This window comes from Williamsoniiplasma somnilux (genome assembly GCF_002804005.1).
Taxonomy (GTDB): Bacteria; Bacillota_I; Bacilli_A; order Mycoplasmatales; family Mycoplasmataceae; genus Williamsoniiplasma; species Williamsoniiplasma somnilux.
In genome coordinates, this window is the sequence record NZ_CP024965.1 from 140,723 (window position 1) to 157,354 (window position 16,632).

Genomic DNA, 16,632 nt, shown 5'->3' on the forward strand with positions numbered 1-16,632 from the left:
TTACAAGTATTGAATATAAATCTATAACAGGAAATGTTTCAATTTTTCAAAATATAGGCGATTTTTTAAAATTGCCATCAAATTTAGAATTAAATGGTTCTAAGTTGAGTTTATCAAGTCACTATAAAAAATAATTATTAAATATATTTGAAAGGATAAAAAAATGATTGAAATAAAAAATCTTTATAAATCTTTTAATGATAAAAAGGTTTTAGAAAATGTTAATTTAAAATTTGAAAAAAATCACATTTATGGTTTGTTAGGAAATAATGGGGCTGGTAAAACCACTTTAATTAAACTAATATTTTCTGAAATAAAATGTGATTCAGGAGATATTATAAGTTCTTATGATTCTAAAAATAATTGATTTTATTTTGTGGATAATATTGATTTGCCAAAAAATATTTCAATTCAAAATTATTTAAGTGAAGTTAGATTTTTAGCAAAAATTGATAAAAAAACATTTAATGACAATTTAAAAAAATCTGAAGAAATTTTAGAAATTAAATTTAAAAAAAATAGGAAGATTAAAACTTTATCTTCAGGACAACAAAAATTATTAAGTTTGTTAGTTTTGTTAACGGTAAAACCTGATGTTGTATTTTTCGATGAACCAACAGCTAATTTAGATCCGCAAAACAAAGAAATTATTATAAAAATTATTGCTAATTTAAAAAACGAAAATAGAATAGTTGTGGTGGTAACACACTTAATCAAAGAAGTTGAAAACATTTTAACTGATGTAGTTATTTTAGATTCTTCTAAAATTGTTTATAACAAACCAAGAAATAAAAAAGATGATGTACAAAATATTTTTAATTCACTCACTACATCATCTAATAATGTTACAAATAAAAAAATGGAGGAATATTTAAATGATTAACTTATTAAAATTATCTTCACATAAATATTTTTCTTTGTTCAAAATAAAGGGATATCTTTTATCTTTGTTAATTGTTTTTGCAATCACATTGATTTTTAACATAACGGGATTATTTCAAATAATAAATTTTAACAGACGAAATGTTTTAACATTAATCAATCTTTTTATTTCCATTAATTCTTTAACATTTTTTGTATTTATGACATTAATAACTATTAAGTTATTTAGAACTGATCTTGCTGATAAATTAGTTAATTTAGAAACTAGATACGGAATTTCTGTCTCAAAAGTTTTTTGGTCAAGATTTATTACAACATTAATGATTTTTGGTTCTATAATAATTGTTTCATTATTGGTTAATTTAGTTATTGCTTTTTCTTATGAAGGCTTAGAAAATGTTTTTGTTTACAAATTATTTGTAAGTTCCGTTGGTTGATATTCGTTTTCACTAGCTTTAGCAATTTGTGTTGGTATCTTTTTTTCATCTTTTTTTAAAGAAGCAATTGCAACATCCTTTTCATTAATTATTTATATTTTCTTTATGGCAATTGCTGCATTTGGGACAAGTTACACCCCCACTTATTTAAGTGATAGATCATCATCTATCCAAATGTATCAAGATATGAAAAATGCAGAAATTTATAATGCTGCCAAAAAAATATCGCCAAATTTATTTTTAATAGAAGAATTTGCAAATAGCATTATATATAAAGATGGTCCATCAGACGCGCCGACAACATCTAGCAATAGCAACTTTATTAATTTAACATTTGGGCCAAAAAATTGAGAGAAATGGGAAATTGATCCAAAATATGATGATTTAATAAAAATGTATAAATATTTTGATAAAGAAATTTTCTCTAAAAAAGTTTTAAGTATAAATGATGACCAAATATATGGATTTAACTACCAAAGTAGTTATCCAATTGAACCAACAAAGCAATTAATAAAAAATATTTTAAGCGAAGTTAAATATGAGTATCGCGATCTTGTAGCTACAATGTACAAATTTTACAATAATCCCGAAGCTTTGTATTATTTGAATTTACAAGTACAATTTGATAGAGATAGTGCTCCATTTCATTCTGGAGAACAATTCAAGAAACATATCAAGTTTTTAGGAATAGAAAATGATGAATATTTATTTTTTAAAATTCTAAGCTTTTCATTAAAGGATGCATCTTCAATACACACAAAACAAGAATTACATAAAAATATTAAATACAGTCAAAAAAATTTGGGATCAATCTTAAATGATTCTTTTATAATGAATAATAATGTAAAAGAATATGATGTTCGCGCAAAAGAGGCAATTAATGAAAAATGATGAAATCCTATTACACAAATTGGTGCCATGTTTAATTCGACAAACTATTCAAATCCAATTCTTTCACAAATATTGATTGAAAGATCAGATTTATTTATTTCAAAAAACACATACTTCTTAAATCAAAAACCCAGCGATATTAATAGCGAAAATATTAAATTAATTAGAACACCACAACTTGAAATTATATATTTTGAATATTCATTTATATTTATGTTAATAATTTTTGGATCATATTTTAAATTTAGAAATAATATTTTAAAAAATAAATAAAAATCGGATTAATTAAATCCGATTTTTTAATCCATTAAGCCAGCTTCATAAAGTTTTTTGAAATGTCCTGGCATTTTTTTTAGTTCTTCAAATGTTCCCCTTTGGACTATTCCTTTACCATTAGCACCAAGTACAATTATTTCGTCAACGTTTTGAATCGTGGATAAACGATGGGCTATTGAAATAGTTGTTCTACCAATCATTAAACTTTCTAATTTTTCTTGAATTTCTTTTTCAACAATATTGTCTAATGCTGAAGTAGCTTCGTCTAAGATTAATAATTTAGGGTCTTTTAAAAACATTCTCGCAATTACTAATCTTTGTTTTTGTCCACCAGATAACATAAATCCACGCTCTCCAAGGATGGTTTTATAAGCATCTGGTCAAGTCATTACTAAATTGTGTAATTCGGCTTTTTTACAAGCTTCAATAACTTCTTCATCACTAGTTTTAAAAGAGCCATAACGAACGTTTTCCAAAACATCACCAAATAAAATTTGCGGATCTTGCTCAACGTATCCAACGTGGTTTAAATAAGATGCTAAGTTCACTTCTTGAAGATCAATTCCGTCATTAATGATTATTTTACCTTTAGTTGGGTCATAAAATCTTAACAATAATTTAGCAATTGTCGATTTTCCTGATCCAGTTTCTCCAACAAAGGCATATGATTTTCCTTCTTTAAAAGTGAAATCAAATTCGGGTAAAACAATTTTTTCTGGCTTTTCTGGATAAGCAAATTCTATATTTTCGAATCTAATATCACCATTAATTTTATCGATTAACATGCCATCAAAGTAATGAGGATTTAAAATGGAAGGAGCTTCAATTGATTCATCAACTCGACTAGCAGCAACAGATGCTTGTGCCATTCCAAATGTAGCATTCATAATTTGATAAATAGGTCCGATCATAATAGCTTGCGCTAAGTTGAAAGCTGCAAATGTGAAATCAAAATAATTAATTCCTACAAGCGGATCAGGATTAGAACCAAAAATAACCATTGCCCCAATAATTGAAGAGAACTGCAAAATAAAGACTCCACCTCACATTGTAGTTAACATTAAAGCTTGAATTCTCCCAACTGTTTCTGAGCGTTTATAATATTCTTTATGAACTTCTTTAAAACGTTCAGTTTCATAGTTTTCAGTTCCACTAGATTTAATCAATCTTACAGTGCTAATTCTGTCTGTTACATTTCCGTTAATATCAGTAATAACTTCACGAACTTTATTGAATCTTTTTCTAGTTGTTAAAAATGATAAAGCCATTGCAACAATTATCATAAAGAATACAACAATCACAATTAAAGCCAATTGTCATGCTAAAACCAACATCATTACTATTGATGCCGTTATTTCAAAGAATGAAATTCCCAATTGTAATGGGATTTGAACTGCTTGATCACCAACAATTTGAGTATCAGAAACAACCTTAGTTAAAATTTCTCCAATTTTTTTATCAGAATAATAAGAAATATCTTGCCTAACCAATGATTCTAATGAACGGTTACGCAAATCTATTTCAATTCTACGACCAATTAAATAAGCGAAATAATCATAAAAATAAGAAACACTACAATAGGTAGCAATAATACCGATCGCAATGTAAACTAATTTATCTCAAGTTAAACCCCAAAAATTATTTGGGGTTAAAAAACTTTGATTTGCATTTTCAGCAAGTGATTTTTTCACAGCAATTGTCATTTGTTCTGTCAATAGCGGCAACATAATTGAGCAGCCAACCGTTATTAAAACTAAGATCAACATAACAGTTGATAATTTTCATTCTTTTAAATAATAGTAAAAAATAGTTTTTCCTAATGCTTTAGGAACTTTTTTTGTTTCTTTATTTTTTTTAAACATTAAATCCCTACTTTCTAAATTTCTTTTCCGCTTAATAAAGCATCTAAATATTCTCCAACTCCGCCTTCATCATTGGTATGGTGAGTAATACCATTTGATACAAATTTTAATGATTCGTTACCGTTTCGCATGGCTATTCCAATTCCAACTTTTTGCAACATTGCAAAATCATTTAATTGATCACCAAAAGCAATTACATCACGAATATCTTTGTTGTAATATTGAGCAATAATGTCTGCTGCAAAACCCTTAGAGGCAATTTTGTTAGTTAATGTGATTACCGGTTTTTCATCACTATTTTTAACCCCATATAGAATATCACTTTGAATTTGTACAGCATCTTGGAATTTAGCTAAAGCACGAATAACACGGTTAGTATATTTATCACCTTTAAGTTTTAAAACGATGTTAGTTGAAGGCCCATTTCAAAGTGTTCATGGATCACCAACAATAAGTTGATCATAAACACTTTGTTTAATATCACTAATATGAAAAAAAGCATCTAACTTTGCATCTTCTTTTCAAATTAAAACTTTATCGTAATATTCAAACACAATATTTTCAACCGAGTCTTTGATTGTTGGTTCATTAATTATTTCACGAATAATATCATAGTTTACTGAAAGAACGATTCTTTTAAATTCTCTTTTACTTGGATCAGAAATATGAGCACCATCAAAATTAGCTAAAATGGTGTCTAATTTTAACTCTCTATAGATATTAGCCATCGCTCTGAAAGGTCGCCCTGTCACGATGCAAACAATATGTCCTGCATCTTTCGCTTTTAGTAAAGCTTTTTTAGTTTTGGGATGAATCGACTCTCCATCATTTTTTAATGTAGTCCCATCTAAATCAACTAATATTAATCTTTTTTTATCTAAATCTTTAAGTTTCATAAAATACGCCTTTACATTCTTATTTTACAACAACTATCAAACATAAAAAATGTATAATTTTATCAGATTAATTATTTATTAAGAGGTAGAAAATGAAAAAATTAACAACAAATCAAATTAGAAAAATGTGATTAGATTTTTTTAAAGAAAAAAAACATCATTTTTTAGCGCCAGTATCATTAATTCCGGTTGATGATCCTTCTTTACTTTGGATTAACTCTGGTGTTGCCACATTAAAACCTTATTTCGATGGCCGCAAAACTCCTCCTGCACCAAGATTGACTAATTCTCAAAAAGCAATCAGAACTAACGATATTGAAAATGTCGGAGTAACTGCACGTCACCAGACAATGTTTGAAATGTTGGGTAATTTTTCAATTGGAGAATATTTTAAAAAAGAGGCTATTGAATTTGCTTGAGAATTGTTAACTTCTTCTAAATGATTTGCCATTCCGGTAGATAAACTTTATATTACTGTTTTTAGCGAAGATAAAGAAGCATATAAAATTTGAACAGAAGTAATTGGTATCGCCCCTGATCATATTTTTTCTCTTGGAAGAGAAACTAACTTTTGAGATGTTGGTCAAGGACCTTGCGGGCCTAATACAGAAATGTTTTTTGATCGTGGTGAAAAATGAGATCCTAAAAAAATTGGACCTAGATTAATTGCTGATGATATTGAAAATGATCGCTTTATTGAAATTTGAAATATTGTATTCTCACAATTTAATAATGACGGAACTAACAACTATACTGAGTTGCCAAGAAAAAATATTGATACAGGTGCTGGTTTAGAAAGAATTGCTTCAATTTTTCAAGATACACCAACTAACTTTGAAACTGATATTTTCTTTCCAACAATTAAAAAAGTAGAAACATTGTGTGACCCTCAATATACTTATTCAATCGATAATTATATGAATCCAACTCCTGAACAAACTAAAATTAATACTGCTTTTAAAGTTATTGCCGATCACGTTAGAGCAACATCTTTTGCGATTGCTGATGGTGTTTTCCCAGGTAACAAAGATCGTGGGTATATCATTAGAAGATTAATTCGTCGTTCGTCTGTTTATGGTAAAGAATTAGGAATTCGAACAGCCTTTTTATATAAATTAGTTATTGAAGTTATTAATGCTATGGGTGAATTTTATCCATATTTAAAAACTAAACAAACTTTGATTGAAGAAGCAATTAGAACTGAAGAAGAAAAGTTTTTAAAAACTCTAGCAAAAGGTTATGAGTTATTAGAAAAAATAATTAACGAAGACAATAAGGTTTCGGCAAAAAATGCACTTTTATTATTTGAATCATTTGGTTTTCCAATTGAACAAACTTTGGAAATTGCTGAAAAAAGAAATGTTGATGTTGATCTAGTAGGTTTTGAAAAATTGTTGGCAGAAACCAAAGAATCAACACGTAATGCTCGAAAAGATTTAAAAGCTTGAGATAAACAAAATGAATTATTTACAAAATTAACTGTTGAATCAAAATTTACTGGGTGAGAAGAAACAGAACATGAAAATTCTCAAATTGTCTTTATGTTTTCCGGACAACAAGAAATTCAAACTGTAACTAATGATACTACTTTTGTAATTTTAGATAAAACTCCATTTTATGCAGAAAAAGGTGGTCAAGCAGCAGACACGGGAACAATGAGTAATGATACTGCTAACGCTATTGTTTTGGACACTCAACAAGGACCTAATCATCAACACATTCATCAAATAAAAGTTAATGGAACATTAAAAGTTGGTGATCATATCACAGCTAAAGTTGATGAAGATAAAAGAATCTACACAATGAAAAACCATTCAGGAACTCATATGGTTCACTCAGCATTAAGAGAAGTATTGGGTTCAACAGTTATGCAAGCAGGTTCATTCAACGACGAAAACGGTTTAAGAATGGATTTTACTTTTAATCGTAATGCCACAGAACAAGAACTAAAAGCAGTTGAAAACTTAGTTATTAAAAAGATTCATGAAAGCATTAATCGTGAAGTTCATTTTTGTTCAATGAACGACGCAATTAATAAATACCATGCTTTAGCTTTTTTTGCAGACAAATATGATGATATTGTACGTGTTGTTAAGTTTGGTGATTTCTCTTCTGAACTTTGTGGAGGAACTCATGTTGAAAATACTAAAGATATTGAGGACTTTATTATTACCGGTATTGAGTCTAAAGGATCAGGATTATTTAGAATTAAATGTTTAACATCTTTTGAAACAGTCAACGAATATTTAAGAAATCAATTTAAGCATTATTTTGAAGAAGTTGAAATCTTAATTGATAAATACAACATTGCTAAAAATCATTTAGTTGATAAACAAATTGAACAACATTTTGATAAAATTAAGTCTTTAGAAATTTCTAAAAATAATCTTGATATAGTTAAAAAATTGATTAGTGAATTTAAAGATCTTTACAAAAGTTATGATAAAAAAATTAATGATATATTAATGGCGCAAAAATTAAATCAATTCAAGGATTTAAAACCAACATTAAATAGTCATGGTGTTAATGAAATAAAATTATTTACTAAAGGTTTAAATATTGCAGATTTAAAACAATTAGCCGACGAGCTTAGAAATAAATTTGCAGATTTAATTCTAATTTTGGGTAGCGAAACTGAAAATGATAATTTTATTGTTGTAGCTGTTTCGCGTTCTTTACAAAATAAATACCGAGCAATTGATATTTTTAATAATTTAAAAGAATTCACAACCAAAGGTGGGGGTAACGCCAACCTGGCTCAAGGAAAATATTTTTATAAACAATAAATATACAAAAAACAAACAATAATTAAGTATTTGTGAACTAACTATATTTTCTAAGTATATAAAAAACAAAAAACAAACATCATTAATGTATATAAAGAAAATTTTTTACAATTGGTGTATTTGAAAAATATTTTAGCAACTTAGTTAAAAGAAAAAAAATTTCAAAAAAATCTAAAAAATTAAAGAATATAGTAGTAATTATTTAAAAGTTAGAAAATGACATTTAAATTATTATAATTTTTTGAATATAAAGTCATATAAATATTAAACTAATCGAATTCTTTATTTTTATAGATTTAAAAAATAGTTAAAAAACTTAATAAATACCTATAAATTAATTAGCTATTAATATTTCTAATAATCATTCATTTTTATTTTAATTAAATAAAAGGCCAAACAAATACATGTTTAACCTCATTAAAAAATTTTTATATACTTGCAAAATTATATTCAATTGCAAATAGTTATAATTTTTTTTGCTTACCTTAAAATTATTTTCATCTTATTATTTGTTTTTATAACCTACTAAAAACGATAAGTTATTAATTTTAGAATAAGTTGATGATTTATGTACTGATCCAGCTGTTCTAATGTATGTGTAGTTTGATAACATTAAGGAAGTTATTCCTTCATCGGTGTTGTATTCGGCTATTAAGCGAATTTTGATTTTTGATGTTTGATGTCCTCAACCAGATCATTTATCATTTACTTTTTCTTCTTCGAAAACAATTCTTGAGATGCTCGATTCTGAATCAATTTTTTTAAGCATAAAATTTTTGGTATTAACTGGCTCTTTATATGTGTTTAAATCAAACTGTCCGGAAACATCTACAAAACGTGAATTGCTAATTGTGTTTTCCCAAGAAATTTTTGCTGTTGCTTTTTGAGCTGTTTTTACATCATCATCTTTGTGTGTTCCTGCAGCAGGAACTGAACATTCCGAAATTAAATTAATATCGTTTCATTGATTATTTTGTTGATTAATTTTTGTTTTTTTAATATCGTTTCTATTTTCATTATTTGCTTTATATACTTCAATTTCAGCATTTTCATTTGTTGTGTTTCTTCCAATAAATGCAGCTGTTCCAACTGCTGGAACCGCTAGTGCAATAGTGCTTAGTAAAATTAATAATTGTTTCATATATTTTATTGCCTCCTATAAAATTACTTTACTTTAAATTTTATTTAAAATATAGAATTATTTCTAAATTCTTTTAATTTATATCGATTTTTTTCCATATAATTCAAATAAACTCGTTTACATTATCGCAATGGTATAATTATTTTATAAAAATTGCCTAAAAGGAGAACACATGCAAAACTTTATAGTTATTGATAATGCAACTAAAAAATACGGAGATCACATTGGGAATTTTAATATAAACATTAACATTAAAAAGGGAGAGACTTTTGCTATTGTTGGACCTAACGGTGCTGGGAAAACTACTTTGATTAGGCAAATATTAGGTTTTATAAAAAGTGACGAAGGAACTGTCGCTATAAATAATTTTAATTCTTGAATTAATCGAGAAGAAATTATGAAATTTACTGGTTATGTTGCTGGAGAAATTAGTTTGTATGATGATTTTACAGGAATAAAATTTTTAAAACTTGTTTCAAAAATGAAAAAAGATTCTGATTGGCAATTCGTTGAAAAATTAATCAAACATTTTGATTTGGATGCTTCACGTAAAATTAAAAAAATGTCTAAAGGAATGAAACAAAAAATAGCTATTATTGCCGCAACTATGAATAAACCTGCATTTTTAGTTTTAGACGAACCAACTTCAGGACTAGACCCGATTATGCAACAAAAATTTAAAGAATTAATCAATAAATTAAAAAAGGAATTTAGCACAACAATTATTATTTGTTCACATATATTTGAAGAAGTGATTAATTTTTCTGATAGAGTTGGAATATTAAAAAAAGGTGTCTTGATTGATGAATATAATGTTGGAAAAACAGGAATTAAAGAATTAAACAAAAAATTTAAGAAAATTTTTGAAGAAGAAGGAGTTCTGTAAAATGTTAAAAGTTAAAAAACAATTTTTACTAGACAAAAAATTGCTTTCCACTCATCTAGGAGTTAATTGAAAATTGATAACATTTTATGCAGTTTTTTGATTGATTGTTTCAGTTATTGTTTTAGTAACTTTGGTTATGTTATCGGGACAAACAACAATCGCTTCCTTTGCAATGATAAAAAGAGACCAGGATGCGCATTGAGGTGGATGAACTACGACTTCAGGTTATGGCATTTCATGAGGATTGCATAATGTAATTGCATCTACTCCGGGAATTGTTTTCTTTGGGATAGTGACAATTTCATTAGTTTCAGTCGCAATAATTAAGGAATTAAAATCTGGACAAATAAACTTATGAATGACTAGTCAATTATCAAGAAATCAAATTTTATTTTCTAAGAACATTTATATTTGGATATCTTTATTAATTATTCAATCACCAAGTTTTATATTCATTTTAATTTTTTCGGGAATATCAAATGATGCTACTACAAATCTTGTTTATGTATTTTTACAAATGCTTTACTTTTTTATTTTTACTTTATTAATGTCCTCTTTGTTTACTTTTATAGCAGTTAGTTTAAGCGAAAAAGGATATCTTTGAGTAATAATTTGTTCAGCAATTTTGTTTTATGCATTAGTGATGTGAGTTTTGACTTTAGTATATGCTTTGTTTAAAGAGAATCCAGATTTAAATTCGATAACCCAAGTTTTAAAATATGTTCAATATTTTACTCCTGAGTCGTTAATTGCAAATTGAATTAATTATGTTTCTATTAGTGATCCGGATTTAGAAAAAATTAAAGAAACACTTGCGCCAGGAGAGCAAATAACAATATATGGAAATCGTGTTTCTACAAATATTGTTTGAAGCGTTTTATCCCCAATTATTAATATTTTCATATCTAGTGTATTTACTTTTTTAGCAATCTCTATGTTTAAAAACAAAGACTTAAGTATTTAATTATTTATATATATATCCAAATTTTAAAGTACTCATGTTTGAGTATTTTTTGTTTATAATTTTTTTAAGAGGCAGTGCAAAATGTTATTTATTTATAATCAAAATATTTTAGTTGAAATAAAAGAATTGGAAAAAAATCATTTTCTAATTGGAGATACTATTTATGATAATCTACCACAATCATTAATTGACGATGCTTTTAATTTGTCTAATTGAAACCGAGCTTTAAAATTTAAAACTATTGAAACTACTACCAAAATTTTAAAAAATGGATTTTTCATTATTAAATTTGAAGTTTATTACGATTATGCTAATTCAAAAATCGTAACAATATCCAAAAATCAATTTCACCAAAAAGTTTTAGAACAAAATTTGTTTAAGAATGATTTTTTGCAAACTGTTTTTGATTTTAGAAATAGAAACAAACAAAATTACCAAACTAAGACTCTTCAACAAAATTTCTTTGATAAAAATTTTGTTGAAGTAATTAATGAAATTAATTTAGATTTAAATAGATGTTTAATTAATGATGATTTTGAAACTAAGAATAATAAATTCAAAGTTTTATTTAAAATGGGAACTAAATTTAAAATTGAACAAAACGAACTAAGCCAAACAATTTACACGCTACCCTTTAGCGATTCAAATTTAACATTGATTGATTTCAAGACTAACAAAATTTATATTAAGGGACAGTTTTCTTGAAAATATAATTTAAATCTAGACTTGGTCTATGAAGATAAAATTCTTATAAATGATTTAAAAACTTTACTTGTGAACAACATTGTAGAACATACAGATGTTAAATTCAAAAACTGGCATTTATTTAATGCAACTTATGATCCTAAATATTTAGTAGATGAAATAGCATTTTTGAGCACGAACAATTTCGATGTTATTAATAATTATTTAAAAGCTTTATTTAATGAAATGAGAATTAATTTTTATTCATCGTTGTACCAAAATCAAGAAGTTAAAAATGCTCTCGCTTTAACTGCTAAAACACCAGAAGAGAAAACAACATTAATTACAGAAATTAATCGCTATTCCGTTTTTACAACTTTAGACAAAAACAGCTTAAAACATTCTTAAAAACAATTTCCATAAATGTTTTTAAGAATGTTTTTTCTAAATAAAAATAATTCTTTTTTTGTAAAAAACCCTTATTATTAGTGCTATAATTTTATTTGCATGTATATTTTGTGTGCGCAAAGACAACACACAGGAGTGAGTTGTCGACAAAACAACTAAAAAAAGGAGGATTTACCTATGGCAGACCAAAAAATGAGAATTAAACTTAAGGGTTATGACCACGCAATCATTGATCAAAGCATTGCAAAGATCATTGAAGCTGCTGAAGGAACAGGTGCTAAAGTAAGAGGACCTATCCCATTACCAACGGACAAAGAAATCGTTACAATTCTTCGTGCTGTTCACAAATACAAGTCATCACGTGAACAATTCGAAATGAGAACACACAAAAGATTACTAGAAATTATCAATCCAACACCTACAACAATTGACACTTTAAAAAGAGTTAAATTACCATCAGGTGTTGAAATTGAAATTAAACTTTAGTCTTTAAAAAGATAAAGACAAATAACAAAGTATACATGATTATCAATATTTAGGAGGATAAAAAAATGAAAGGAATCTTAGGACGTAAGGTAGAAATGACTCAAATTTTTACAGAAGATGGAAGATTAGTTCCAGTTACTGTTGTTGAAGTTCTACCAAATACAGTTTTACAAGTTAAGACTCTTGAAAAAGACGGATATGTTGCAACTCAATTAGGAGTTCAAGATAAAAGAGCTAATTTAGTAAACAAACCAGAAACAGGTCACTTTAAAAAAGCTACTTCTGCACCTAAGCGCTACGTAAAAGAAATCAGAAACATGGAAGGTTTTGAATTCGGTACTCAAGTTACTGCTGATCAAATCTTTGTTTCTGGAGAATTCGTTGACGTTACAGGAATATCAAAAGGAAAAGGTTTCCAAGGATCAATCGTAAGACATAACTACTCAAGAGGACCAATGGGTCATGGGTCAGGTTACCACCGTGGAGTTGGATCAATGGGAGCAATCATTAACCGTATTTTTAAATCTAAAAAAATGCCAGGACACATGGGACATGCTAAAACTACAATCCAAAACTTGGAAGTAATTTTAGTTGATGCTGCAAATAACTTAATGTTAATTAAAGGATCAATTCCTGGACCAAAAAACCAATTTGTTCAAGTTAAACAAAATGTTAAAGGTTTAAAAGCTTTAGAAGCAGCTAAATTATTATCAAGAAAAGCAACTATTGTTGAAGAAACACCAGTTGTTGAAGCAGCACCAGTTGTTGAAGCACCAATTGTAGAAGAAACTTCAAATGTTGAAGAAAAACCAGTTGTTGAAGAATCAACAACTGAAGTAGCGGAATAGGGAGGAGCATAATATGAAATTACAAGTATTAGATGTTAAAGGTTCTAAAGTAAAAGATATTACTTTAAACGATAATGTTTGAGGAATCGAACCTCATGCTCAAGCTATTTATGACACTGTTATATCTCAACAAGCTGCAATAAGACAAGGAACAAAAAAGGTTAAAACTCGTGCTGAAGTTTCAGGAGGAGGACGTAAACCTTGAAGACAAAAAGGAACAGGACGTGCTCGTCAAGGATCTATTAGAGCACCTCAATGAAGAGGTGGGGGAGTTACTTTTGGTCCAACACCAGACATTAACTACAAAAAATCTATAAATAAAAAAGTTAGAGCATTAGCTTTCAAATCAGCATTATCAATTAAAGCTAATGAAAACAACTTAATAATCGTTGACAAATTCGATTTTTCTAAACCATCAACTAAAGAAATGGTCGGAGTTATGAAAAACTTAAATATTGATGATCAAAAAACATTAATAATTACAAAAGAAAAAGAACAATTAGTTATTAAATCAGCAAACAACATTTGCGGAGTTAAAACTTTACCAGCTAACCAATTAAATGTATTTGATTTATTAAATGCAACTAAATTGGTTATGACTGAAGAAGCTGCTATGGCTGTGGAAGGAGTGTACGCATAATGCATTTAACTGAAGTTATTAAAAAACCAGTGTTAACTGAAAAATCATACTTAGGTCATGCTGGCAATGTTTACACTTTCTTAGTGGACAAAAAAGCTAATAAAACTCAAATCAAAAAAACTTTTGAAGAAATTTTTGAAGTAAAAGTTGAAACAGTTAGAACAATGAACTACTCAGGAAAAGATAAAAGAATGGGTAAATTTGTTGGAAAAACAAACGCTTATAAAAAAGCAATCATCGTTTTAAAAGATGGTGAAAAATTAGACGTATTAAACGATTTATAGAAAAATCTTGCCCAAAGATAAATTATTGTAAATCACCAAAACATTACGCTATATAGAAAGGGATAATTATGGCAATTAAAAAATATAAAGCGACCACGAATGGTCGCAGAAATATGACAACTATTGATTACAGCCAAGTTTTAACAACTGGAACACCTGAAAAATCATTAGTGACATCATTAAATGCTAAAGCCGGGAGAAATAACCAAGGTAGAATTACAACTCGCCACAAAGGTTCGGGACATAAACGTAAATACCGTGTTATTGATTTCAAAAGAAATAAATTAGATATCGTAGGAACTATTGCAACTGTTGAATACGATCCAAATAGAAACGCATTCATTTGTTTAGTAAATTATATTGACGGAGAAAAACGTTATATCTTATTTGCAAAAGGGATGGAAGTAGGAATGAAAGTTGTGGCATCAGAGCATGCTGATATTAAAATCGGAAATGCTGCACCTTTAAAAAATATTCCAGAAGGGACATTGGTTCACAACGTTGAATTACGTCCTGGAAAAGGTGGACAAATGGCTAGATCAGCTGGTGCATCTGTTCAAATTTTAGGAAAAGACGAAGATGGTAAATATGTAACTCTTCGTTTAGCTTCAGGAGAAGTAAGAAAAGTATTGGCTGAATGTTTCGCAACAATCGGCGAAGTAGGAAACGAAGAATACAACTTAGTTAACTGAGGAAAAGCCGGACGTAACCGTTGAAAAGGAATTCGTCCAACAGTTCGTGGTTCAGTTATGAACCCTAACGATCACCCACACGGAGGGGGAGAAGGACGTACACCAATTGGTCGTAAGAAACCTGTTACTCCATGGGGGAAAGCTGCTTTAGGAGTGCAAACTCGTAATAAGAAAAAAGCATCTCAAAAATTGATCGTAAGAAGAAGAAATAAATAGGAAGGGAGAATTAAGATGTCTAGATCATTAAAAAAAGGACCATTCATTGATGAATACTTATTTAAAAAAGTAGAAGCATTGGGTGAGAAAAAAGAAGTAATTAAAACTTGATCACGCAGATCAACAATTTTCCCTGAATTCATCGGGCATACATTCGGTGTTTATAATGGAAAAGAATTTATCCCAGTTTACGTGACTGAAGATATGGTTGGACACAAATTAGGTGAATTTGCTCCAACTCGTAAATTCGGTGGTCATGGTGACGACAAAGGGAAGAAATAGGTAGGAGAGAAGAATATATATGGAAGCTATCGCAAAATTAAATATGATTCGTATCTCACCTAGAAAAGTAAGATTGGTTGTGGATGCAATTAGAAATAAACCTGTAGCTCACGCAATCGCTACTTTAAATAACTTAGATAAAGTATCAACTGAACCAATTTTAAAATTATTAAATTCAGCTATTGCAAATGCTGTTAATAATAACGGAATGGAAGCTGATAAATTATTTGTTAAAACTGTTTTTGTGAACGAAGGTCCAACATTAAAACGTTTCAGACCAAGAGCTCACGGAAGAGCATACGAAATTTTAAAAAGAACAAGTCATATTACAATCATTGTAAGTGATGAAGTTAAATAGGAAGGGGCAGTAATATGGGACAAAAAGTATCACCAAATGCATTACGTTTAGGAATAGTTAGAGACTGAGAAAACAGATGATATGCTGAAAAAGGTCAATATGTAACTTGATTAGCTCAAGATATTAAAATTCGTGATGTATTGAAAAAATTATTAAAAGATGCAGCAGTTTCTAAAATTGATATCGAAAGAACTTCAAGAGATTTAACTTTAGTTATCAAAACTGCTCGTCCAGCTATTGTTAAAGGTGATAACAACAAACGTTTTGAAGATATCACTTTAGCTGTAAGAAAAACTGTTAAAAATAAAAATTTAGATGTACAAATTAAAGTTGTTGAAATTTCTAATCCAGATGCAGATGCTACTTTAGTTGCTCGTTGAATTGGAGAACAAATTTCAAACCGTGCTTCATTTAGAACAGTTCAAAAATTAGCAATTAGAAAAGCATTAAAATCACCAGGAGTTAAAGGTATTAAAACATCTGTAAGTGGACGTTTAGGAGGGGTTGAAATGGCTCGTACTGAAGGTTACTTAGAAGGTTCAGTACCATTGACAACTTTAAGATCAGATATTGATTATGCATTATATGAAGCAAAAACTACTTATGGTCAAATCGGGGTTAAAGTTTGAATTAACCACGGTGAAGTTTTCCAAGCTAAAAACAAAAAAGATGGAAAAGTAATGGAAACTAAACCAAAAGGAGGTCAAAGATAA

Annotated in this window: 17 protein-coding genes; 14 read left to right on the forward strand and 3 right to left on the reverse strand. The window is 28.3% G+C overall.

The annotated features are described in order from the left end of the window. Nucleotides 1–163: 163 nt before the first annotated feature. The gene (locus ESOMN_RS00595) at nucleotides 164–883 is read left to right on the forward strand and encodes an ATP-binding cassette domain-containing protein (RefSeq protein ID WP_024863809.1); all 720 of its coding nucleotides are present in this window, start codon (nucleotides 164–166) and stop codon (nucleotides 881–883) included. Further along, nucleotides 876–2,483, forward strand: coding sequence for an ABC transporter permease (locus ESOMN_RS00600; protein WP_024863808.1), 1,608 nt, complete (start codon nucleotides 876–878; stop codon nucleotides 2,481–2,483). The genes ESOMN_RS00595 and ESOMN_RS00600 overlap by 8 nt, the downstream gene beginning before the upstream one ends. A gap of 26 nt (nucleotides 2,484–2,509) precedes the next feature. Here the strand turns inward: ESOMN_RS00600 and ESOMN_RS00605 are convergent, their stop codons facing one another. After that, on the reverse strand, nucleotides 2,510–4,348 hold the full coding sequence (locus ESOMN_RS00605) for an ABC transporter ATP-binding protein (protein ID WP_051445529.1): 1,839 nt from the start codon (nucleotides 4,346–4,348) through the stop codon (nucleotides 2,510–2,512). A 14-nt stretch (nucleotides 4,349–4,362) separates the two neighbouring features. Continuing rightward, entirely contained in the window at nucleotides 4,363–5,244 is an 882-nt protein-coding gene (locus ESOMN_RS00610; protein WP_024863806.1) for an HAD-IIB family hydrolase, read from the reverse strand. Nucleotides 5,245–5,336: 92 nt separating this feature from the next. Here ESOMN_RS00610 and alaS point away from each other — a divergent pair, with 92 nt between their 5' ends. Further along, entirely contained in the window at nucleotides 5,337–8,030 is a 2,694-nt protein-coding gene (gene alaS, locus ESOMN_RS00615; protein WP_024863805.1) for an alanine--tRNA ligase, read from the forward strand. A gap of 505 nt (nucleotides 8,031–8,535) precedes the next feature. On the opposite strand, the gene ESOMN_RS00620 is transcribed toward alaS, so the two are convergent. Beyond that, complete coding sequence (locus tag ESOMN_RS00620) at nucleotides 8,536–9,171, reverse strand: hypothetical protein (RefSeq protein WP_024863804.1); 636 nt, start codon at nucleotides 9,169–9,171, stop codon at nucleotides 8,536–8,538. A gap of 172 nt (nucleotides 9,172–9,343) precedes the next feature. On the opposite strand from ESOMN_RS00620, the gene ESOMN_RS00625 reads away from it, so the two are divergent. The 11 genes from ESOMN_RS00625 to rpsC all read left to right on the forward strand — a co-directional run bounded on the left by ESOMN_RS00625 (nucleotide 9,344) and on the right by rpsC (nucleotide 16,632). After that, a complete protein-coding gene (locus ESOMN_RS00625) occupies nucleotides 9,344–10,057 on the forward strand; it encodes an ABC transporter ATP-binding protein (RefSeq protein ID WP_034942668.1) in 714 nt (237 codons plus the stop codon). A gap of 1 nt (nucleotide 10,058) precedes the next feature. Then, entirely contained in the window at nucleotides 10,059–11,021 is a 963-nt protein-coding gene (locus ESOMN_RS00630; RefSeq protein WP_024863802.1) for an ABC transporter permease subunit, read from the forward strand. Between the two features lie 81 nt (nucleotides 11,022–11,102). Next, nucleotides 11,103–12,113, forward strand: coding sequence for a hypothetical protein (locus ESOMN_RS00635; protein ID WP_024863801.1), 1,011 nt, complete (start codon nucleotides 11,103–11,105; stop codon nucleotides 12,111–12,113). A 177-nt stretch (nucleotides 12,114–12,290) separates the two neighbouring features. After that, nucleotides 12,291–12,599, forward strand: a complete 309-nt coding sequence (rpsJ, locus tag ESOMN_RS00640) for a 30S ribosomal protein S10 (protein WP_024863800.1) — start codon at nucleotides 12,291–12,293, stop codon at nucleotides 12,597–12,599. 65 nt (nucleotides 12,600–12,664) lie between these two features. Continuing rightward, the gene (gene rplC / locus ESOMN_RS00645; protein WP_024863799.1) at nucleotides 12,665–13,447 is read left to right on the forward strand and encodes a 50S ribosomal protein L3; all 783 of its coding nucleotides are present in this window, start codon (nucleotides 12,665–12,667) and stop codon (nucleotides 13,445–13,447) included. 13 nt (nucleotides 13,448–13,460) lie between these two features. Continuing rightward, nucleotides 13,461–14,087, forward strand: a complete 627-nt coding sequence (gene rplD, locus ESOMN_RS00650) for a 50S ribosomal protein L4 (RefSeq protein WP_024863798.1) — start codon at nucleotides 13,461–13,463, stop codon at nucleotides 14,085–14,087. After that, nucleotides 14,087–14,371 (forward strand): 50S ribosomal protein L23, encoded by a 285-nt coding sequence (gene rplW / locus ESOMN_RS00655; protein ID WP_024863797.1) that lies wholly within the window; start codon nucleotides 14,087–14,089, stop codon nucleotides 14,369–14,371. Before rplD ends, rplW begins: the two co-directional genes overlap by 1 nt. 68 nt (nucleotides 14,372–14,439) lie before the next feature. Next, nucleotides 14,440–15,279, forward strand: a complete 840-nt coding sequence (rplB, locus tag ESOMN_RS00660; protein ID WP_024863796.1) for a 50S ribosomal protein L2 — start codon at nucleotides 14,440–14,442, stop codon at nucleotides 15,277–15,279. Nucleotides 15,280–15,294: 15 nt separating this feature from the next. Further along, on the forward strand, nucleotides 15,295–15,561 hold the full coding sequence (gene rpsS / locus ESOMN_RS00665) for a 30S ribosomal protein S19 (protein ID WP_024863795.1): 267 nt from the start codon (nucleotides 15,295–15,297) through the stop codon (nucleotides 15,559–15,561). Between the two features lie 19 nt (nucleotides 15,562–15,580). After that, nucleotides 15,581–15,919, forward strand: coding sequence for a 50S ribosomal protein L22 (gene rplV / locus ESOMN_RS00670; protein WP_024863794.1), 339 nt, complete (start codon nucleotides 15,581–15,583; stop codon nucleotides 15,917–15,919). Between the two features lie 14 nt (nucleotides 15,920–15,933). Next, complete coding sequence (rpsC, locus tag ESOMN_RS00675) at nucleotides 15,934–16,632, forward strand: 30S ribosomal protein S3 (RefSeq protein ID WP_024863793.1); 699 nt, start codon at nucleotides 15,934–15,936, stop codon at nucleotides 16,630–16,632.